This window comes from Acidovorax sp. GW823-FHT05D11, from assembly GCF_058795695.1.
This window is the reverse complement of record NZ_CM179502.1, coordinates 5,379,339-5,398,754: the sequence shown is the minus strand read 5'-3', so window position 1 is coordinate 5,398,754 and position 19,416 is coordinate 5,379,339. Positions and strand designations below refer to the sequence as shown.

The following is a 19,416-nucleotide window of genomic DNA, read 5'->3' as shown; positions in this document are numbered from 1 at the left end:
CAGTCGTTAGATAATGTAACGAGCACCATGAACCTCGTCAGCCTGAACATCGAATCCATTCAGCTTGGCCACCCGCTGCCCTTCGTGCTGCGGGGGGCCGATGGCGTGCTGCTGGCGCAAAAGGGCTATGTCATCCGCACCCGGGACGAGCTGGCCAAGATGGTGGCGCGGGGCCGCCAGCTGTGCGTGGACACCGATGAATCCGGCGACAGCCACCGCGCCTACCTGGCGCAGCTGCAGCGCATGCTGATCGCGGACACCAACCTGGGCGAGATCGCCGCCATGCAGATGACGGCGGCCGACGACCCGGCGGGGCGCGGGCGCGGAGGCCGGGCCCTGCCCGACTGGCCCGAGCTGCAGCTGCGCGCCACGCAACTGCTGCGCGCGCCGTCCCCGTCGGACTTTGGCGGGCGCTTCCAGGCGCTGCACGACGAACTCTCGCGCCACTGTGAGCAGACGCCCGATATCACCCTGCTGGCCCTGATCTACCTGTCGGCCCAGGAAACCCGCATGTACAGCGCCACCCACTCCATGCTGGTGGCCTGCGTGTGCATGGTGGTCGCGCGCGAGATGCTGCGCTGGCCCGAGGGCCGGGTGCAGCAGCTCGGGCATGCGGCCTTGTCCATGAACATCGCCATGACCGAACTGCAGGACCAGCTGGCCCAGCAGACCCACCCCCTGACTGCCCAGCAGATCGCGGCCGTGGAAGACCACGCATCACGGTCCGAGGCGCTGCTGCGCTCGCTGGGCGTGGCCGACACCGCATGGCTGGAGGCCGTGCGCTGCCACCACCACCGCACGCCTGGCCCGCTGGCCAAGAAGACGGAAGCCCAGCAGATGGCCCGGCTGATCCAGCGCGCCGATATCTTTGGCGCCCGCATGGCGCCCCGCGCCGCCCGCTGGCCCATGCCGGTCACGGCGGCCATGCAGGCGAGCTACTACGATGAGGAGCACCAGGTGGACGAGGCCGGTGCAGCGCTCGTCAAGACGCTGGGCGTGTATCCGCCAGGGGCCTTTGTGCGGTTGGCCAGCCAGGAGGTGGGTGTCGTCATCCGCCGGGGTACGACGGCCACCACGCCCAAGGTAGCGGTTGTGACCAACCGGGACGGCATGCCCACGGGCGAGCCGATTCCCCGCGACACCGGCATGCCGCCCTGGAAAGTCACGGGCGTGGTCGCCTTCAAGGACGTGCGGGTCAAGCTCCCGCTCGACCGCCTGCTCAACCTGGGCTGATCTTTTCGGCCCCGCAGCGGGGCCGCACCCGATGCGGGTGAACGCCCCCTCGCCCGGTGCGGCCGCCATGGGCACTCCCTGGCCCGTTTTTCAACGCTCCCACGGGGCTGATGCCCGGCATCCGGCTTGCATCCGATGCCCGTCTGGCCGTGCGCCACGCAATACCCCCTTCCCGCTGCCGGGAATCTGAATCCAGTGGTCATCCATCGGCGTATACCAATGAGTACAAATAAAAACTCATGTGGACAAAAAATGATGGAATGGTTAAATTGCCCACACCACTGCGCTATGACTCCTATGAAAACCTCTTCCAGACGCCTTTTTCCGGCCACGGGCCTTCTTGTCCTCGCGATGGCCGCCGGGCTTGCCCCTCGCGCGTGGGCGGCGGACGCGGAAAGCTGCCCGGCCACCTTGCAGCACACCTTTGCACGGCTGCAGGACGAAAAGCCGCAGTCGCTGTGCCAGTACAGCGGAAAGGTCGTGCTGGTGGTCAATACCGCCAGCTTCTGCGGCTTCACCGGCCAGTACAAGGGGCTCGAGGAGCTGTATGCCCGGTACAAGGACAAGGGCCTCGTCGTGCTGGGCTTTCCGTCCAACGACTTTTCGCAGGAGAGCGGCAGCAACCAGCAGATCGCGGACTTCTGCGAGAACACCTTCGGCGTGAAATTCCCGATGTTCGCCAAGAGCAGCGTGAAGGGCGCGGACGCCTCGCCGCTGTTTCGCCAGCTGGCACAGCTGTCGGGCACCGCGCCGCGCTGGAACTTCCACAAATACCTGCTGGGCCGCGACGGCAAGCTGGTCGACCAGTACTCCAGCCTCACCGCCCCTGACAACAAGGGCCTGGTGCGCGCCATCGAACAGCAACTCGCTGTTGCCGCTCCACGGTGATTGCAATGTTTTCTTTACGTTTCTTTAAAAAAAACCGGCGCGGGGCCTGGAACTTCCGCGCGAGGGCCCCACTCTATTCCCTGCACGCTGCGATTGCGTGGCGTACAGTTTTAGTGTTGCGAAGCCTTTCGGGCCCCCGGGTTCCGACTGACCTCCTGGAGCGCTTCTCCTCCCTCCCTCTCTTATTCGTTTCGGGACGCTTCGCAACCTTTTTATTCCAGGCACCGGCCAGAGGGGGCCGGCCATGAAAATCGCCATCATCGGCTCCGGCATCTCCGGACTGGCGGCCGCGCACCGGCTGCGTGGCCAGGCGCACATCACCCTGTATGAGGCCGGCGACCACTTTGGCGGCCACACCCACACCGTGGATGTCACGCTGCGGGATGCCAGCGGCCGGCTGGTCACGCAGGGCGTGGACACCGGCTTTCTCGTCTTCAACGAACGCACCTATCCGCAGCTGATCCGCCTGCTGGCCGAACTGGGCGTGCAGACGTGCCGGTCCGACATGTCGTTCTCGGTGCAGGTGCCCGGGGCCCGGGGCGGCCGGCCGCTGGAGTGGAGCGGCACGAACCTGGGCACCGTCTTCGCGCAGCGCGCCAACCTGGTCAGCCCGCGCTTTCTGGGCATGCTGGCGGACCTGCTGCGGTTCAACCGCCTGTGCACCCGCATCGCCGAGGCCGGGGCCGATGCGGCGCTCATGCAGCCCCTGGGCGACTTCCTGCGCGAGCACCGCTTTGGCGATGCCTTCCGCGACTGGTACTTCCTGCCCATGCTGGGCTGCATCTGGAGCTGCCCGACCGACCAGATGCTGCAGTTTCCGGTGGCCACCCTGATCCGGTTCTGCCACAACCATGGCCTCCTCCAGGTGAGCGACCGCCCGCAGTGGTGGACGGTCGCGGGGGGCGCGCGCCACTATGTGGACAAGATCGTGGCCGGTATCGCGGACACGCGCCTGTCGACCCCCGTGCGCCGCATCGAGCGCGATGCGGCCGGCGTGCGGGTGGTGACCGACGGCGGCACCGGGCATTTCGACCAGGTCGTCGTGGCCACGCATTCCGACCAGGCGCTGGCGCTGCTCGCGCGGCCCACGCCGCAGGAACGCGCCGTGCTGGGCGCCATCCGCTACCAGGCCAACCGCGCGGTGCTGCATACCGACACCGCGGTGCTGCCCGCGCGCCGCGCCGCCTGGGCCGCGTGGAACTATGAGCGCGCCGCGCAGCCCGGCCGCGAATCGGCGCGCGTGTGCCTGCACTACCTCATCAACCAGCTGCAGCCCGTGCCCTTCGCGCAGCCCGTGGTCGTCTCGCTCAACCCCGTGCGCGAGATCGCGCCCGACCAGGTGATCGGCAGCTACGACTACGCCCACCCGGTGTTCGACCTGGCCGCCATTCGCGCGCAGCGGCAGGTGGCCGAGATCCAGGGCCATGGGCACACCTGGTTCTGCGGGGCGTGGACGGGCTACGGGTTCCACGAAGACGGACTGAAGTCCGGGCTCGCCGTGGCCGAACAGGTGCTGGCCCGCCAGCCCGCTCCCCTGGCGGAGGCCGCATGAACATCGGCATGGGCACCGCTCCCGAGGCCCCGCAGCCGCTGATCGGCTTTGGCCAGGTGCGCCATGCGCGGCTGCGGCCCCGGCGGCATGCGTTTGCCTACCCCACGTTCTTTCTCCTGCTGCCCCTGCGCACCATGGGCGCCGCAGCGCCGGGCCCGCTGGCCGTGAACCGGCGCGGCGCCATCAGCTTTCACGACACGGACCATGGCGACGGCCGCAGCGCCGCGCAGGGCGGGGCGCTGGCCTGGCTGGACGAGCTGCTGCGCGCCGAAGGCATTGCCGACGCCACCGGCGAAGTCTGGCTGCACTGCTACCCGCGCGTGCTGGGCTACACCTTCAAACCCGTGAGCTTCTGGTACTGCCACCGCGCCGACGCCAGCCTGCGCGCCATCGTGGTGGAAGTGAACAACACCTTTGGCGAGCGGCACTGCTACTTGCTGGACGCGCCCCGCTACGGCGTGGAACTGCGGGCGCGCAAGGTGTTCCATGTCTCGCCCTTCTGCGAGGTGGGCGGGGGCTACCGCTTTCGCTTCCTGCGCACGGCGGGCGGGCCCGCCGATGCGGGCCGCACCGTGGCGCGCATCGACTACGACGACGACGCCGGACCGCTGATCGAGACCAGCGTGAGCGGCACCCTGCACCCCATCACGGGGCAGACGCTGCGCCGGGCCCTGTGGGGCTACCCGGCCATGACGCTGGCCGTCATCGCGCGCATCCACTGGCAGGCCTTGCGGCTGTGGCTCAAGCGCGTGCGCTTTCACCGCAAGCCCGAGGCCCCTGCCTCCATCGTGACCCGTTGACCCCACAGCCCGACGAGACCGCCATGAACACGACCACGACCACCGGCGCCGCCCTGCACGCCACCCTGCCCGCCGGCACGCCGGCCGCCGCGCGCACGGCCCTTCGGCTCCTGCAGGGGCTGCAGCATGGCAACCTCACGGTGCAACTGCCGGACGGCACGCTGCAGCACTTCGGCCAGGGGGGCGGCCTCTCGGCGGCCATCACGCTCAGGAACTGGAACGTGTGCAGCGCGGCGCTCAGGTCGGGGGACATCGGCTTCGCCGAGAGCTACATCGCGGGGGACTGGACCACGCCGCACCTCACCGACCTGATCAAGCTCTTCATCGCCAACCGCCAGCAGGTGGAAGGCGTGATCTATGGAAGCTGGGCCGGACGCCTGCTGTACCGCATCAAGCACCTGCTCAACCGCAACACGCGCGCCAACAGCCAGAAGAACATCCACGCGCACTACGACCTGGGCAATGCGTTCTACGCGCTGTGGCTGGACGACACGATGAATTACTCGTCCGCCTGGTTCGAAGGCGATGCGGGCGGCGACATGCGCAAGGCCCAGCATGCCAAGGTGCGCCGCGCCCTGAGCCAGGCGGGGGTGCGGCCGGGGCACCGCGTGCTCGAGATCGGCTGCGGCTGGGGGGCGCTCGCCGAGATGGCGGCCACCGAGTTCGGCGCATCGCTGACCGGTGTGACCCTGTCCACCGAGCAACTGGCCTTCGCGCAAGGGCGCATGGCGGGGCAGGGGGTGGAGCACCGGGCCGATTTGCGGCTGCAGGACTACCGCGACATCCACGATGGCCCCTACGACGCCATCTGCTCCATCGAGATGGTCGAGGCCGTGGGCCGCGAGTACTGGCCCACCTACTTCCAGTCGGTGAACCGCCTGCTCAAGCCCGGTGGCAAGGCCTGCATCCAGAGCATCGTCATCGACGACAGCCTGTTCGAGCGCTACATCAGCTCCACGGACTTCATCCAGCAGTACATCTTCCCGGGCGGCTGCCTGCCGTGCCCGCGCGAGTTCCGCCGCGAGGCCGAGGCCGCGGGCCTGCGCGTGGTGGACGAGTTCGCCTTTGGCCAGGACTATGCCGAAACGCTCAGGCGCTGGCGTGACCGCTTCGTGGCCCAGCGCACGCAGATCCTGCAGCTGGGGTTCGACCAGCGCTTCCTGCACATCTGGGAGTTCTACCTGGCGTATTGCGAGGCGGCGTTTGCGATGAGCAACATCGACCTGGTGCAGTACACGCTGGCCAAGGATTGAGATTGCTATGAAAAATATAGCTGCCACCGCGTGTTTTATCTGCGCTGCAGCCGTTTTTCATCCCAGCATGGCTGTGGCGCAAGGGGCAGGGGCGGCCCAGGCCACGGCGGCGCCGCTGTCCGGCGTGCGCCTGGCGGGCCAGGGCGTGCTCCGGTTCCTGGGTTTCGAGGTCTACCGCGCACGCCTGTGGGTGCAGCCGGGCTTTGACGCCGAGAACTACGGCGCCCAGCCGCTGGCGCTGGAGCTGACCTACCACCGCGACTTCACGGCGGAGGCCATCGCCAGGCGCTCCATCGAGGAAATGCGCCGCGTGGGCAGCTTCACGCCCCAGCAGGCCGCGCGCTGGCAGCAGGCGCTGCAGGCGGCGCTGCCGGACGTGAAGGCGGGCGACCGCCTTCTGGGCATTCACCAGCCGGGCGTGGGGGCGGTGTTCAGGATGGCCGGGCGCGTGGTGGGCGAGGTGCCCGATGCCGAGTTCTCGCGCCTGTTCTTCGGCATCTGGCTCTCGCCCCAGACTTCCGAACCCAGGCTGCGCCAGGAACTGCTGGGCGCGACCCGCGCCATGGGGCAGCCATGACCCGCACCACCCAGCCCCTGCGCGCCCGCCACGGCCTGGCCTATGGGCTGCTGGGCCTGCCCCTGGCGTTTGTGGCGCTGCCGCTGTACGTGCTGCTGCCCAACCACTATGCCCGCGAGTTCGGCATGCCGCTGGCCACGCTGGGCTCGGTGCTGCTGGCGGCGCGGTTGTTCGATGCGGTGTCGGACCCGCTGCTGGGCCGCCTCTGCGACCACCTGTTCGGCCGCTCGGTGCGTGCCGTGCTGGCGGCGGGTGCGGTGTCGGCCATGGTGCTCGCACTGGGGCTGACCGGCCTGTTCTTTCCGCTGGTGCGCGGGGCCGATGGGCTGACCGCCTGGGCCCTGGTGGCGCTGCTCATCACCTACACGGCCTACAGCCAGCTGGGCATTGCGCACCAGGCGTGGGGCGCGCGCCTGGGCGGCGACGAACTGCAGCGCGGCCGCATCGTGGCATGGCGCGAAGGCGCCGCGCTGGCGGGCGTGGTGCTGGCCTCGGTGCTGCCCGCGCTGCTGGGGCTGCCGGTCATGCTCGGCGTGTTTGCCATGGCCTTGCTGCTGGGCTGGTGGGCCTGGACGCGCGCGCCGCGCCCCCCGGCGCATGCGGGTGGCGCCGTGGCGGGCGGGTATCGCCCGTCGCGGCGCGCCAGCCTGTGGCGGCCGTGGGGGCGCCCAGCGTTCCGCCGCCTGCTGGCGGTGTTCATGCTCAACGGCATTGCCAGCGCCATCCCGGCCACGCTGGTGCTGTTCTTCATCCAGGACCGCCTGCAGGCTCCACCCGCCCAGGAGCCCCTGTTCCTCGCGGCCTACTTCGTCTGCGCCGCGCTGTCGATCCCGTTGTGGCTGCGCGCCGTGGCGCGCTGGGGCCTGGCGCGCACCTGGCTGGCGGGCATGCTGCTGGCGGTCGCAGTGTTTGTGTGGGCCGCGTTCGTGGGGGTGGGCGATGTGCTGCCCTTCCTCGCGGTCTGCGCGCTGTCGGGCGTGGCGCTGGGCACCGACCTGGCCCTGCCCGGCGCCCTGCTGGCCGGCGTGATCGCGGCCGAGGGCGACAGCGGCCAGCACGAAGGCGCGTACTTCGGCTGGTGGAACTTCGCCACCAAGCTCAACCTGGCGCTGGCCGCGGGCCTGGCGCTGCCCCTGCTGGGCTGGCTGGGCTACACCCCCGGCACGCGCGGCGACGGCGGCTTGCAGACCCTGGGCATCGCCTATGCGGTGCTGCCCTGCGTGCTCAAGCTGATGGCGGCGGCGGCGCTCTATGCCCTGCTCCTGCGGGGTCCCCGCAGCGCAGCGATTGTTTGAATCAACCTGTCCGAACCGACCCCAGGGCCCACCCCATGATGCAACGACGCCTCCTCCTTTCCGCCGTGGCGGCTGCGCCCGTGGCCCTGTCCGGCTGCGCCAGCCCGGGCATCGAAGGCTATGCCAGCGAGAAGCCCGTGCTGGACCTGGCCCGGTATTTCAACGGCAAGATCGACGCCTGGGGCATCTTCCAGGACCGCAGCGGCCAGATCGTCAAACGCTTCACCGTGGTCATGGATTGCCAGTGGCAGGGCAACGAGGGCGTGCTCGACGAGGCCTTCACCTATTCGGACGGCACCACCCAGCGCCGCATCTGGCGCCTGACCCAGCACGCCGACGGCCGTACCACCGGCACCGCCGACGACGTGGTGGGCACGGCCCACGGGCAGGCGCGGGGCAACGTCTTCCGCTGGAACTACACGCTGGCCCTGCCGGTGGATGGCACGGTCTACCACGTCGACCTGGACGACTGGATGGTTCTCATCGACGACCGCGTGATGCTCAACCGCGCCACCATGAGCAAGTTTGGCGTGCGCCTGGGCGAGATCACGCTGTCGTTCACCAGGCGCGCGCCATGAGCCTGAACCCACCGCTGCGCGACTGGCAGGGCCGCAGGGCCTGGGTGATCGGTGCGTCCAGCGGCATCGGGCGCGCCACGGCGTCGGCCCTGCATGCGCGCGGTGCGCAGGTCACGGTGTCGGCCCGCAGCGGCGATGCGCTCGATGCCTTTGCCGCCCAGCACCCCGGCAGCCTGGCCCTGCCCCTGGACATAGCGCAGCCCGAGCAGGTGCAGGCCGCCGCCGCACGGGTGCTGTCCGGGGGCGCGCCCGACCTGGTGTGCTACTGCGCCGGCACCTACCGCGACATGCGCGCCACCGACCTGGATCTGGCCGACATGCTGCGCCACGGGCAGATCAACTACAGCGGTGTGCTGCACGTGCTGGCGGCCGTGCTGCCCGCCATGCTGGCCGCGGCGCACGCGGGGCGCCCCGGGCATGTGAGCGTGGTCAGCAGCGTGGCGGGGTTCCGGGGGCTGCCCAGGAGCCTGGCCTACGGGCCGACCAAGGCTGCGCTCATCAACCTGGCCGAGTCGCTGTACCTGGATCTGCACGGCTTGGGGCTTGGCGTGAGCGTGATCAACCCCGGGTTCGTGGCCACGCCGCTCACGGCGGGCAACGACTTCACGATGCCCGCGCTGATCTCGCCCGAGGCGGCGGCGGCGGCCATCTTGCAGGGCTGGGAGCGGGGGCATTTCGACATCCACTTCCCCAAGCGCTTCACGCGGGTGATGAAACTGCTGCGCGTGTTGCCGTATCGGTGGTACTTTCCTGCGGTCCGCAAGTTCACGGGACTCTGAGCGCCATGCTGCAGCCACCTCGCACCACAACCTCCACCGAAGAAGCCGTCACCCGCGTGGTGGCCTTCTTCGAGACCCTGGCTCCGGCCGACGTGGCGGCACTGGGCCGCCTGTACGCGGCCGATGCGCGCTTCAAGGACCCGTTCAACGAAGTGCGGGGCCTGCCCGCCATCCAGGCCATCTTCGACCACATGTTCGATGCGCTGGAGCAGCCGCGTTTCGTGGTCACCGGCCGCGTGGTGCAGGGCCCGCAGTGTTTCCTGACCTGGGAGTTCCTGTTCGCCTTCAAGGGCTTTGACAAGGGCGTGACGCAGACCGTGCGCGGCGCCTCGCACCTGGTGTTCGATGACCAGGACCTGGTGGCGCTACACCGCGACTACTGGGACGCCGCCGAAGAACTGTACGAAAAGCTGCCGGTGGTGGGCGCGCTGATGCGCTGGCTCAAGAAACGCGCCAACAGTTGATTGTTGGCCGTTGACGCATTGATCACGCCAGCGTTTTGATGCGTGGGTGCCCCGGCAGCGGCACGGCGCGCTGCAGCACGCCCTCGGCCAGCCACAGCGCACTGTTCCATGCGCGTTGTGCCGCATAAGGCAGCGGCAGCTGCTGGTAGTCGTCGTTGAAGACTTCGAAGCTGTAGTCGCCCTGGTAGCCCATCCCATCGAGTGTGCGCACCAGTTCGGCCAGCGCCTGGCTGTGCACGCCCTCGCCGGGGAACACGCGGAAGTGCCGTGCAGTGTCGATGCGCTCCTGCACCGTGCGGGTCTCCTGCCACATGAAGTCCGAGAGCTGCACCAGATAGATCTTGGCGGGGTCCACGTCGGCCAGCGCCGTGAGCGGCGTGCTGGTGGCGAACTGGTGGTACGAGTCGATGGCCAGGCCGAGGTTGGGGCAATCCGCCTGCTCGACCGCCGCCCACGCCTGGTGCACCTCGTTGATGTGCCGTCCCCAGGAGAGGCCTTCGAAGGCCACGCGGATGCCGTGCGGCAGCGCCAGCAGGGCGAGCTTGCGCAGGTCGCGGGCAATCGCGTCGGCATCGGCGGTGGCATGCGACGAGGTGGAGCTGCAGGCCAGCAGCACCGGCGCGCCCAGGTCGCGCGCCATCAGGATCATCTGCTTGGCGATGTCCACCTTGTAGCTGTGCAGGTGGCCCGACAGGCCCTCGAAGTCGCGCAGCACCTGGAAGCCCGTCACGCGCAGGCCGCTGCTGCGCACGGCGTGCACGGCCGCCTCGATGCCCTGCGGATGGCCCACGATGTCGCGGGCCGCCAGCATGATCTGGCCGAAACCCGCCGCCTTGACGGCGGCCAGCTTGGCCTCCAGCGGGCCGGCCAAACTGATGGTGTCCATGCCGAAGTCGGCGACGTTGCGTTGCATGGTCGAAGTGCGCATCGAGGTCTCCGGGCGGTGGTCAGCGGGCGTCGAGAACCAGCTCGAAGCTGGGCGAGCCGGCATCGGCCCGCGTGAGCGCGCCGCGCGTGCCCGTGTGCACCCCCGTGGGGGATTCCACGAAGTCCACGCCCCGGGCGCGCAGCGCGTTCACCGTGGCCAGCACGTCCGGCGTGCCGAACGCCACGCGCTGCAGCAGTTCCTCGGGGTCGGCATCGAGCGCATCCACGAGCGGCTCGATCAGCTGCCAGTGCAGGGTGCCGCAGGGGCTGGCCAGGATGCGGCCATGCGTGAGCACGCCGAACGACTGGTCGGGCGCCAGCTCGGCGAAGCCGAACAGTTCGCCGTAGAAATGGATCCAGTCAGGCGCCCTGCCCAGGCCGATGTATTGCACCACGCCGAACAGATGCAGGCCCTGCAGCGCGGGCGGGCGCGGATTCACGGTGGGGATGGGGATGAAATCCACCTCGTAGATCGAGAATTCCTTCCAGCGGTCCACGAAGTAGATGCGGCTCGCGCCCACGCCGTGGATGGCGGGAATGTTCAGCTCCATCACCTGGACCTCGGTGTGCACGGCCCAGGCGCCCAGCTCCAGCACGCGGCGGTAGGCGGCGGCTGCGTTGCCCACACGGAAGGCGATGGCGGCGAGCACGGGGGTTTCCGCCAGGGCCGACGGCGCGTGCGGCCCGGTGCGCTCTTCGTCCTGGTGCGCGTTCACGATGATGTTCATGTCGCCCTGCCGGTACAGCAGGACCTCGCGCGAGCGGTGGCGCGCCACCGGCTGGAAGCCCATGCGCTCCAGCGCCTGCCCCAGGGCCTGCGGGCGGCTGGTGGCGTATTCGATGAACTCCACCCCCTGCAGTCCCAGGGGGTTGGGAAGGTCTCCGAGCGCCTCGCGGGCGGCCATCATCGGGGTGCTCATGCGTTGGACTCCTTGCGTGTGGTTGCGGTGGTGTCAGCGCGGGCTGACGAGCCGGCGAAAGTGGGCGTCCATCCGGTCCGCGTCGGGCGCCACGCCGGTGAACAGTTCAAAGGCACCCACCGCCTGGCCCACGGCCATGCCGCCCCCGTCCGAGACGCGGCAGCCCAGTGCGCGCGCGGCCTGGACCAGGGCGGTGTCGAGCGGGAAGTACACGACCTCGGACACCCACAGCGCGGGGCGCAGCAGGCCCGTATCGAGGGGCAGGCCGGGCAGCTTGTCCATGCCCGTGGGCGTGGCGTGGATCAGCCCGGTGGCCCGCGCCATGGCCGCGTGGATCTCGCCGGCCTCGGCCCGGGGGCCATAGAGCGCATTCACGTCGGCGGCCAGTTGCGCGGCCCGTTCGGGCTGCGCATCGACGATGGTCAGGTGCCGTGCACCCAGGCGCAGCACGGCATGCGCGATGGCGGCGCCCGCACCGCCCGCGCCCAGCAGCACGACGCGGCCGAGGTCGGCGCCCGGCAGCGCACGGGTGAAGCCCCGGGCCCAGCCTGACCCGTCCGTGTTGTGCCCCACGAGCTTGCCATCGTGGACCACGACCGTGTTCACGGCCCCCATGGCTTGCGCTTCTTCCGACAGGCTGTCGAGGTAGGGGATCACGGCCTGCTTGCACGGGTAGGTCACGTTGCAGCCGGCATAGCCCATGATGCGTGCAGCCGACAGCAGCGTGGGCAGCTGTGCGGGAGAAGACGCCGAGCGGTCCAGGTCGATCAGCTGGTAGTGCAGGCGCATGCCGTGTTGCCGCGCCTCCTCTTCGTGCAGGGCGGGAGACAGCGACTTCTGGATGCCGGCACCGATCAGCCCGATCAGCACCTTGCGGGGGCTTGTGGAAGACATGGCGGATGCGGTGGATGACACCGGGGGATCAAGGAGCTGGGTGCTCATGGGCGGGTTGCGTGGAGGACGCGCTGGCGTGTGGGCGTTGGTGCCCGCACCGCAGCGCGGGGGTGGCTGCTGCGTTGCGATGGCCTACTTGCCGCCGCGCAGCTTGGCCAGCGTGGCATAGACCTCTTGCACGGTCTCGGCGCCCACCTTGTCGCTGTGCTTTTCCACCACGGGCTTGACCTTGGCGCGCAGCTTGTCGACTTCCGCCGGCGAGAACTCGGTGACCTGCATGCCGGCCTTCTTGAGCTCTTCGAGCGCCACGTCGGCCTGCGAGCGCGAGACGCTGCGCTGGAACGCGGTGGCCTCGGCCATGGCTTCGGTCACGGCCTTCTGGTCGGCGGGGTTCAGGCTGTCCCAGAACTTCTTGCTCACGATGACCGCCTGCGGGTTGTACATGTGGCGCGTGATGGTCAGGTGCTTTTGCACCTCGGCGAACTTGGACGACAGGATGGTGGAGAACGGGTTCTCCTGGCCGTCCACGGCCTTTTGCTCCATGGCCGTGTACAGCTCGGGGAACGGCATGGGCACGGCGTTGGCGCCCAGCGCGTTGAACATGTCGATGTAGATGGGCGACTGGATCACGCGGATCTTGAGGCCCGCGATGTCCTCGGCCTTGGTGATGGGGCGCTTGCTGTTGGTCAGGTTGCGAAAGCCCAGTTCCCAGTAGCCCAGGCCCACCAGGTTCTTGGCCGCGAGCTTGTCGAGCAGCTTCTTGCCGAAGGGGCCGTCGGTCACGGCATCGGCCTCCTGGGGTGAGGCGAACAGGAACGGGAAGTCGTAGATGCCGAATTCCTTGGCCTGCGCGGACAGGATGCCGGCGTTGAGCACCGTCATCTCCACGGTGCCGCCTTGCAGCGCCGAGACGGTCTGCAGGTCGCCGCCCAGCGTGCCGCCGGGAAAAAGCTTGACCGCGATGCGGCCGCTGGTCTTGGCCGCGACGAGGTCGGCGAATTTCTGCGCGCCCTGGGCCTGCGGGTGCTCCTTCTGGTTCTGGAACGCGAACTTGATGGTGCGTTCCTGGGCATGCGCACCGGGCAGCAGCGAAGCCGCGACGAGGGCGGTGGCGAGCAGGGTCTTCAAGAGTTTCATGGATGTCTCCTTGGGTTTTGGGCGGGGCAGAAACAGGAAGGAACGGAAGGCGGGAGGGGCACGGGAATCAGCCGCCGAGCCAGCGCAGGGGCACGGTGACGAGCGAGGGGAACGCGACCAGCAGGAACATCACCACGAACTGCGTCAGCATGAAGGGCATCACGCCGCGCGTGACCTGGCCCATGGAGATGCGCCCGACGCCCGCCACCACGTTGAGCACGGTGCCCACGGGCGGCGTGATGAGGCCGATGGAGTTGTTGATGATGAACAACACGCCGAAGTAGACGGGGTCGATGCCTGCGGCCTTGACCACCGGCATGAGCACGGGCGTCATGATGAGGATGGTGGGCGTCATGTCCATGGCCGTGCCGACCACCATGACCAGCACCATGATCGCCACCAGCAGCAGGGTGGGGTTGCCCATGAAGGGCTCGAGCATGCTGATGACCTTGGACGGCAGGTCGGCCACGGTGATCAGCCAGGCCGACACCATGGCGGCGGCCACCAGGAACATGATCACGGCGCTGGTTCGCGCGGCCGCCTGGAAGATGTCGACCAGCTGGCGCCACGAGAGCTCGCGGTACACCGCCATGGAGACGACGAGCGCATACATCGCGGCCACCACGGCGGCCTCTGTGGGCGTGAAGACACCCATGCGCAGGCCCACCAGGATGATGATGGGCAGGCCCAGCGCCCACGCGGCCTCGCGCAGCGCCACCTTCAGTTCGGCGCGGGTGGCGCGCGGTGGAGGCATGACGTTTTCACGGCGGCCGAGCCACCACCACGTGACCGCCAGCGAGACGGCCAGCAGCAGACCGGGGAAGATGCCCGCGAGGAACAGCTTGCTGATGGACACATTGGCCGCCACGCCAAAGATCACGAAGCCGATGGACGGCGGAATGATGGGGCCAATGACGCCCGCCGAGGCGATGAGCCCGGCCGAGCGCTCCTTGCTGTGGCCCGCGACCACCATCATGGGCAGCAGCAGCGAGGTCAGCGCGGCCGCGTCCGCCACCGCAGAACCCGACACCGCCGACAGGATCACCGCCGCCATGATGACCACATAGCCCAGCCCGCCAGGGATGTGGCCGACCAGGGCCAGCGCCAGCTTGACGATGCGCCTGGACAGGCCGCCCACGTTCATGATCTCGCCCGCGAGCATGAAGAAGGGCACGGCCAGCAGCGGAAAGCTGTCCGCGCCGTTGATGACGTTCTGCGCCAGGATCTGCGCGTCGAACAGATCGAGGTGCCACATCAGCGCCACGCCGCTGAGCAGCAGCGCGTAGGCGATGGGAATGCCGATGGCCATGGCCAGCAGCAGGGAGCCGAGGAAGATCGCGACGGTCATGGGAGGTGTTCCGGGCTGGTTGTCTGTCGTCAGGGCCTGTTCGCGCCCGGGGTGTCGGCGGCCGCTTGCGCGTCCCGCTGGATCTGCTCCAGCGCGGCGGCCTCCTCGCTCTCCTGCACCATGATCAGCTCATGGTCGGCCAGGGGGACGAACAGGGTGCGCAGCAGGTCGCGCAGCAGGATGGCGATGGCCGAGGCGCCCATGAGCACGCCGCTGGCGTAGAAGATGCCCACGGAGGCGCCGGTCACGGGGGCTTCGGTTTCCCAGTTGATGACCGTCTGCGACCAGCTGCCCGTGAGCAGCAGCCACGACACATAGAGCATGGCCACCTGCGCCACCAGGAGGCAGATCTTCTTGCCCAGCGTGGGCAGGCGCGAGACCAGGGCGTCCACGCCCAGGTGGCCATGTTCGCGCAGCGCCACCACGGCACCCATGAAGGTCAGCCACACGAACAGCCAGCGCGACAGCTCTTCGGAGATGGTGATGCCGGAGTTGAAGGTGTAGCGCAGCACCACATTGCCAAAAACGAGCACCACCATGATGGCCAGGCACAGGCCCGCCAATGCATCCAGCACGCGGGTGTATCCCCGCAGCACGCGGTCGGCCAGTGCGAACATGGTGTCTCCAGTCGTTGTGGTTGAAAGGCTGGAAGAATTTTGTACGAACTGGTTAGTATTTGATCTAGGTGCAAACCCTGAACGCCGTTTTGCCGTAGCGGCCGCAGCCGCGTGGGGACGCAATGCTCCCCGGCGCGGTGCTGCATCGCGCTGCGGCGTGTTCAGAGGGAGAGGGCGTGGTGGCGCGCGCCGGCGCCGGTGGTTCAGGGGCGCAGGAAGCGCACGATCATCTCGATGATCGATTCCCGGCGTTGCGCCGTGGCGGCCGGGGTGTCGAGCGAGCGCTTGAAGATCGCGCCGAACGTATGGCGGTTGGCCACGTTGAAGAAGCACAGCGCCGAGATCGACATGTGCAGGTCCACCGGGTCCACGTCGGGGCGGAAGACGCCGGCAGCCACGCCGCGCTGGTACACGTTGTGCACCGCGTGGATGACGGGAATGTTGAGTTCCTGGATGGTCGTGGAGCGGCTGATGAACTCGCCCCGGTGCATGTTTTCATTCATCACCAGGCGGATGAAATCGGGGTTGGCGAGCTGGTAGTCCACCGTGAACCCGACCAGCGTGCGCAGCGCCTGCTCGGGCGCCAGGTCTTCCAGGTGCAGTTCCGATTCGATGCGGCGGATGCGCCGGTAGGCATCCTCCAGCACAGCGACATACAAGCCTTCCTTGCTACCGAAGTAGTAGTAGATCATGCGCTTGCTGGTGCTGGTCAGCGCCGCGATCTCATCGATGCGCGCCCCCGCCAGGCCCTTGTCGGCAAACTCCGCCGTGGCCACCTGCAGGATGTTGGCCATGGTGCGGTCGGGGTCGTTGACGCGCACCCGGTCCGCGCCCGGCGTGGCGGCGGCGTCGCGCGCCGCGCGTTGCCGGCTGGCGCGCGCGCCAAGGGCCTTGGGGATGTTTTGAACCATTTCGTTCATAAGCTGCGTAGCATACGGCATGCCCGCCACGCCGTGCCGTGCCGCAAGCCCGTGCGCGGCGTCCGGCCGTGCGGCCCCGCGCCGCTGGCGGGCGGCTCAGCTGGGCCTGGTGTCCGCGAAGCTCGGGCGCAGCATCAGCTTGTCCAGCAGCTTGCCCAGGTTGGGGTATTCATTGCGCCAGGCGATCTCCGGAAAGCGGAATTCCAGCCAGCCCAGCGCACAGCCCACGGCGATGTCGGACAGGCTCAGGTGGATGCCGCTGCAAAACGGCTTGTCGCCCAGGCCCTGGCTCATGGACTTGAGGCTGTCGTGCACCTTGCGCAGCTGGCGGTCGATCCAGGCCTGGCTGCGTTCGCTGTCCTTGCGGTGGGCCCAGGTGGCTTCCAGCCGCGCGAGGATGGCGGCGTCCACCACGCCATCGGCCAGGGCTTCCCAGGTCTTGACCTCGGCGCGTTCGCGGCCCTGGGTGGGGATGAGCTTGCCCACCGGGGACAGGGTGTCCAGGTATTCCACGATCACGCGCGAATCAAACACGGCTTCGCCGCCCTCCATCACCAGGCAGGGCACCTTGCCCAGCGGGTTGGAGGTGGAGATATGGGTGTCGTCCGCCCAGACGTTTTCCTGTACGAACTGGTAGTCGAGCTTTTTTTCAGCCATCACGATCCGCACCTTGCGGACGTAGGGACTGGCAGAGGCTCCGATCAATTTCATGGTTTGTCTTCCAGTGCGCGGGTAAGCAGAACAATTCGAGTTTGATTCTATCGGCAGCGGCCTGCGCGGGGCTGACTGATGCGCGGCGCCTACAATTGCGCGCCATGAGCCTGTCCACCATCACCGCCCTGTCGCCGCTTGACGGCCGTTACGCCAGCAAACTTGCCGCCCTGCGCCCGATCATGAGCGAACATGGCTACATGCACCGCCGCGTGCAGGTGGAAGTGGCCTGGTTCATTGCCCTCTCGGACGCTGGTTTTGCCGAATTCAAGCCTCTCACGACCGGCGCCCGCGCCTACCTGCTGGGCCTCATCAAGAACTTCTCCGAGGCTGACGCCGCGGCCATCAAGGAGATCGAAAAAACAACAAACCACGACGTGAAGGCCGTGGAGTACTGGATCAAGAGCAAGTTCGAAGCGCGCCCCGAGCTGGAAAAAGCCTCGGAGTTCGTCCACTTTGCCTGCACCAGCGAAGACATCAACAACACCAGCCACGCGCTGCAACTGCGCTCGGGCCGCGACCAGGTCGTGCTGCCGGGCCTGGACCGCATCGTGCTCAAGCTGCGCGAAATGGCGCACGCCTACGCCGACGTGCCCATGCTCAGCCGCACCCACGGCCAGACCGCCAGCCCGACCACCGTGGGCAAGGAGATGGCCAACGTGGTCATTCGCCTGCAGACGGCGTGCGAGCGCGTGGCCGCCGTCAAGATCATGGGCAAGATGAACGGCGCCGTGGGCAACTACAACGCCCACCTGTCCGCCTGGCCCGATTTCGACTGGGAAGCCTTCAGCAAGAAGGTCATCGAAACCCCCGAGCCGCTGGGCCTGGGCCTGACCTTCCAGCCCTACAGCATCCAGATCGAGCCGCACGACTACATGGCCGAGCTGTTCGACGCGGTGGCCCGCGCCAACACCATCCTCATCGACCTGTCGCGCGACATCTGGGGCTATGTGAGCCTGGGCTACTTCAAGCAGCGCCTGAAGGCTGGCGAGATCGGTTCCAGCACCATGCCGCACAAGGTCAACCCCATCGACTTTGAAAACGCCGAGGGCAACCTGGGCCTGGCCAATGCGCTGCTCAAGCACCTGTCTGAAAAGCTGCCGATCAGCCGCTGGCAGCGTGACCTGACCGACAGCACCGTGCTGCGCAACATGGGCGTGGCGCTGGGGTACGCGGCGCTGGCCTATGCCTCGCTGTTGACCGGCCTGAACAAGCTGGAGCTGAATGAAGAAGCGCTGGCCGAAGACCTGGACGCTTCGTGGGAAGTGCTGGCCGAGCCCATCCAGACGGTGATGCGCCGCTTTGGTGTGCAGGGTGCTTACGAAAAGCTCAAGGAAGTGACGCGCGGCAAGACCGTGACGGCCGAGGCGCTGCACGGGCTGATCCATTCGCTGGAAATCCCCCAGGCCGAAAAGGACCGGCTGCTGGCGATGACGCCGGGCAGCTACGTCGGCAAAGCGGCCGAGCTGGCTCGCCGGGTCTGACCTCAGGTTTTTCAGCCTTTTTGGCCTCTGGCGCTTGCCTGTCAAGCGCTGGCAGCTATCTATTTAGTAGTGAGGCTGCATGGCCATCAAATCCACCATCTTCAAGGCGAATCTCCAGATCGCCGACATCGACCACGGCTACTACGCCGACCATGCGCTCACGCTCGCCCGCCATCCCAGCGAGACGGACGAGCGCATGATGGTCCGCTTGGCCGCCCTGGCCATTGCCGCGCACCAGCTCAACGACCTGTGCAATGGCGACGCCACGCTGGCGTTTGGCGCGGGCCTGTCGGACCCCGATGACCCGGATGCGTCGCTGACCGACTTCACGGGCCGCAAGCGCGTCTGGATCGAGGTGGGCCAGCCGGAAGACAAGCCGCTCACCAAGGCCTGCAGCAAGGCCGATTCCGTGATCGTCTACTGCTTCAACCACGCCGCGGAAATCTGGTGGAAGGGCATCGAGACCAAGCTGTCGCGGCTGGAAAAGCTGCAGGTGTGGCGCATTCCCACCGAGGCCTCCCAGGCGCTCGCCCAGCTGGCCGAGCGCAGCATGCAGCTGCAGGCCACGGTGCAGGAGGGCGCGATCACCCTGAGCAGCACCCGGGGCAGCGTGCATGTGGAGCCCGTGCGCTGGAAGTGACTGGAGCGCTAGTCAGAATAACCTCTGGCGCTTGCTAGATAGGCGTCAGTAGCTATCAATTTCGTAGCTTTCGAATCAATCCCGTGGCATGAGCGTGCCACATTGCCAGCACTGCTCGAACCCGCCTTCGACCGTCTCCCCACACTGGCATGCCCAGCGGCGCTGCGGCAAATCTTGCAGTTCCTGCAGCAGAGTACGAGCGCGGGCGGCGTGTTCGTCGTAGTCCAGCCAGATTTCGGGCAGGCACTGGTCGGGCGGCAGGTGCCCCGCCGCAGCGCCCAGATACTGGCGCTGCACGGACGCCGCCATGCCCGCCTCGCACAACAAGTCCGCCCACAGCGTGGCGATGGCGATGTTCGGGGCTTGGGTGAGGCGCAGCATGGGACCACCATAGCGGTT

General features: G+C 68.0%; 21 protein-coding genes. 12 read left to right on the top strand and 9 right to left on the bottom strand.

The genetic code is table 11. The features are described from left to right. Window positions 1-27 precede the first annotated feature (27 nt). The 10 genes from AC3RCE_RS24950 (at window position 28) to AC3RCE_RS24905 (ending at window position 9,419) form a co-directional block, all read left to right on the top strand. Complete coding sequence (locus tag AC3RCE_RS24950; protein WP_218339433.1) at window positions 28-1,233, top strand: HD-GYP domain-containing protein; 1,206 nt, start codon at window positions 28-30, stop codon at window positions 1,231-1,233. A 297-nt stretch (window positions 1,234-1,530) separates the two neighbouring features. Further along, window positions 1,531-2,121, top strand: coding sequence for a glutathione peroxidase (locus AC3RCE_RS24945; protein ID WP_492245173.1), 591 nt, complete (start codon window positions 1,531-1,533; stop codon window positions 2,119-2,121). A gap of 244 nt (window positions 2,122-2,365) precedes the next feature. Beyond that, window positions 2,366-3,673 (top strand): NAD(P)/FAD-dependent oxidoreductase, encoded by a 1,308-nt coding sequence (locus AC3RCE_RS24940; RefSeq protein ID WP_218339434.1) that lies wholly within the window; start codon window positions 2,366-2,368, stop codon window positions 3,671-3,673. A gap of 8 nt (window positions 3,674-3,681) precedes the next feature. Then, window positions 3,682-4,473: a DUF1365 domain-containing protein gene (locus AC3RCE_RS24935; protein ID WP_492255437.1), complete on the top strand. Its 792-nt coding sequence runs from the start codon at window positions 3,682-3,684 to the stop codon at window positions 4,471-4,473. 23 nt (window positions 4,474-4,496) lie between these two features. Then, window positions 4,497-5,726 carry an SAM-dependent methyltransferase gene (locus AC3RCE_RS24930; RefSeq protein ID WP_218297141.1) on the top strand — a complete coding sequence of 410 codons (1,230 nt, stop codon included), beginning with the start codon at window positions 4,497-4,499 and terminating at the stop codon, window positions 5,724-5,726. Between the two features lie 67 nt (window positions 5,727-5,793). Then, complete coding sequence (locus tag AC3RCE_RS24925) at window positions 5,794-6,303, top strand: chalcone isomerase family protein (RefSeq protein WP_492254194.1); 510 nt, start codon at window positions 5,794-5,796, stop codon at window positions 6,301-6,303. Further along, complete coding sequence (locus AC3RCE_RS24920) at window positions 6,300-7,598, top strand: MFS transporter (RefSeq protein ID WP_492254193.1); 1,299 nt, start codon at window positions 6,300-6,302, stop codon at window positions 7,596-7,598. The genes AC3RCE_RS24925 and AC3RCE_RS24920 overlap by 4 nt, the downstream gene beginning before the upstream one ends. A 35-nt stretch (window positions 7,599-7,633) precedes the next feature. Beyond that, window positions 7,634-8,176 (top strand): DUF3833 domain-containing protein, encoded by a 543-nt coding sequence (locus tag AC3RCE_RS24915; protein WP_218297143.1) that lies wholly within the window; start codon window positions 7,634-7,636, stop codon window positions 8,174-8,176. Continuing rightward, window positions 8,173-8,955, top strand: coding sequence for an SDR family NAD(P)-dependent oxidoreductase (locus AC3RCE_RS24910; protein WP_218339438.1), 783 nt, complete (start codon window positions 8,173-8,175; stop codon window positions 8,953-8,955). Before AC3RCE_RS24915 ends, AC3RCE_RS24910 begins: the two co-directional genes overlap by 4 nt. Before the next feature lie 5 nt (window positions 8,956-8,960). After that, window positions 8,961-9,419 carry a nuclear transport factor 2 family protein gene (locus AC3RCE_RS24905; protein ID WP_218339439.1) on the top strand — a complete coding sequence of 153 codons (459 nt, stop codon included), beginning with the start codon at window positions 8,961-8,963 and terminating at the stop codon, window positions 9,417-9,419. Window positions 9,420-9,441: 22 nt separating this feature from the next. Here the strand turns inward: AC3RCE_RS24905 and AC3RCE_RS24900 are convergent, their stop codons facing one another. The 8 genes from AC3RCE_RS24900 to AC3RCE_RS24865 form a co-directional block, all read right to left on the bottom strand. After that, window positions 9,442-10,347, bottom strand: a complete 906-nt coding sequence (locus tag AC3RCE_RS24900; protein ID WP_492254192.1) for a sugar phosphate isomerase/epimerase family protein — start codon at window positions 10,345-10,347, stop codon at window positions 9,442-9,444. Window positions 10,348-10,366: 19 nt separating this feature from the next. Beyond that, window positions 10,367-11,266, bottom strand: coding sequence for a VOC family protein (locus tag AC3RCE_RS24895; protein ID WP_218297147.1), 900 nt, complete (start codon window positions 11,264-11,266; stop codon window positions 10,367-10,369). A 33-nt stretch (window positions 11,267-11,299) separates the two neighbouring features. Continuing rightward, complete coding sequence (locus tag AC3RCE_RS24890) at window positions 11,300-12,160, bottom strand: shikimate dehydrogenase (protein WP_369643721.1); 861 nt, start codon at window positions 12,158-12,160, stop codon at window positions 11,300-11,302. Between the two features lie 132 nt (window positions 12,161-12,292). After that, on the bottom strand, window positions 12,293-13,297 hold the full coding sequence (locus tag AC3RCE_RS24885; RefSeq protein WP_218297149.1) for a TRAP transporter substrate-binding protein: 1,005 nt from the start codon (window positions 13,295-13,297) through the stop codon (window positions 12,293-12,295). Between the two features lie 67 nt (window positions 13,298-13,364). After that, window positions 13,365-14,645: a TRAP transporter large permease gene (locus AC3RCE_RS24880; RefSeq protein WP_369643720.1), complete on the bottom strand. Its 1,281-nt coding sequence runs from the start codon at window positions 14,643-14,645 to the stop codon at window positions 13,365-13,367. 29 nt (window positions 14,646-14,674) lie between these two features. Further along, a complete protein-coding gene (locus AC3RCE_RS24875) occupies window positions 14,675-15,262 on the bottom strand; it encodes a TRAP transporter small permease (RefSeq protein WP_218297151.1) in 588 nt (195 codons plus the stop codon). Window positions 15,263-15,465: 203 nt separating this feature from the next. Continuing rightward, complete coding sequence (locus AC3RCE_RS24870; protein WP_218297152.1) at window positions 15,466-16,182, bottom strand: TetR/AcrR family transcriptional regulator; 717 nt, start codon at window positions 16,180-16,182, stop codon at window positions 15,466-15,468. A 96-nt stretch (window positions 16,183-16,278) separates the two neighbouring features. Continuing rightward, window positions 16,279-16,893: a glutathione S-transferase N-terminal domain-containing protein gene (locus tag AC3RCE_RS24865; RefSeq protein ID WP_218339443.1), complete on the bottom strand. Its 615-nt coding sequence runs from the start codon at window positions 16,891-16,893 to the stop codon at window positions 16,279-16,281. Between the two features lie 104 nt (window positions 16,894-16,997). On the opposite strand from AC3RCE_RS24865, the gene purB reads away from it, so the two are divergent. Further along, window positions 16,998-18,377, top strand: coding sequence for an adenylosuccinate lyase (gene purB / locus AC3RCE_RS24860; RefSeq protein WP_492254191.1), 1,380 nt, complete (start codon window positions 16,998-17,000; stop codon window positions 18,375-18,377). Window positions 18,378-18,456: 79 nt separating this feature from the next. Further along, on the top strand, window positions 18,457-19,017 hold the full coding sequence (locus AC3RCE_RS24855; RefSeq protein WP_369643719.1) for a YaeQ family protein: 561 nt from the start codon (window positions 18,457-18,459) through the stop codon (window positions 19,015-19,017). Window positions 19,018-19,092: 75 nt separating this feature from the next. On the opposite strand, the gene AC3RCE_RS24850 is transcribed toward AC3RCE_RS24855, so the two are convergent. Beyond that, on the bottom strand, window positions 19,093-19,398 hold the full coding sequence (locus AC3RCE_RS24850) for a putative signal transducing protein (RefSeq protein ID WP_010464546.1): 306 nt from the start codon (window positions 19,396-19,398) through the stop codon (window positions 19,093-19,095). Between the last annotated feature and the right edge of the window lie 18 nt (window positions 19,399-19,416).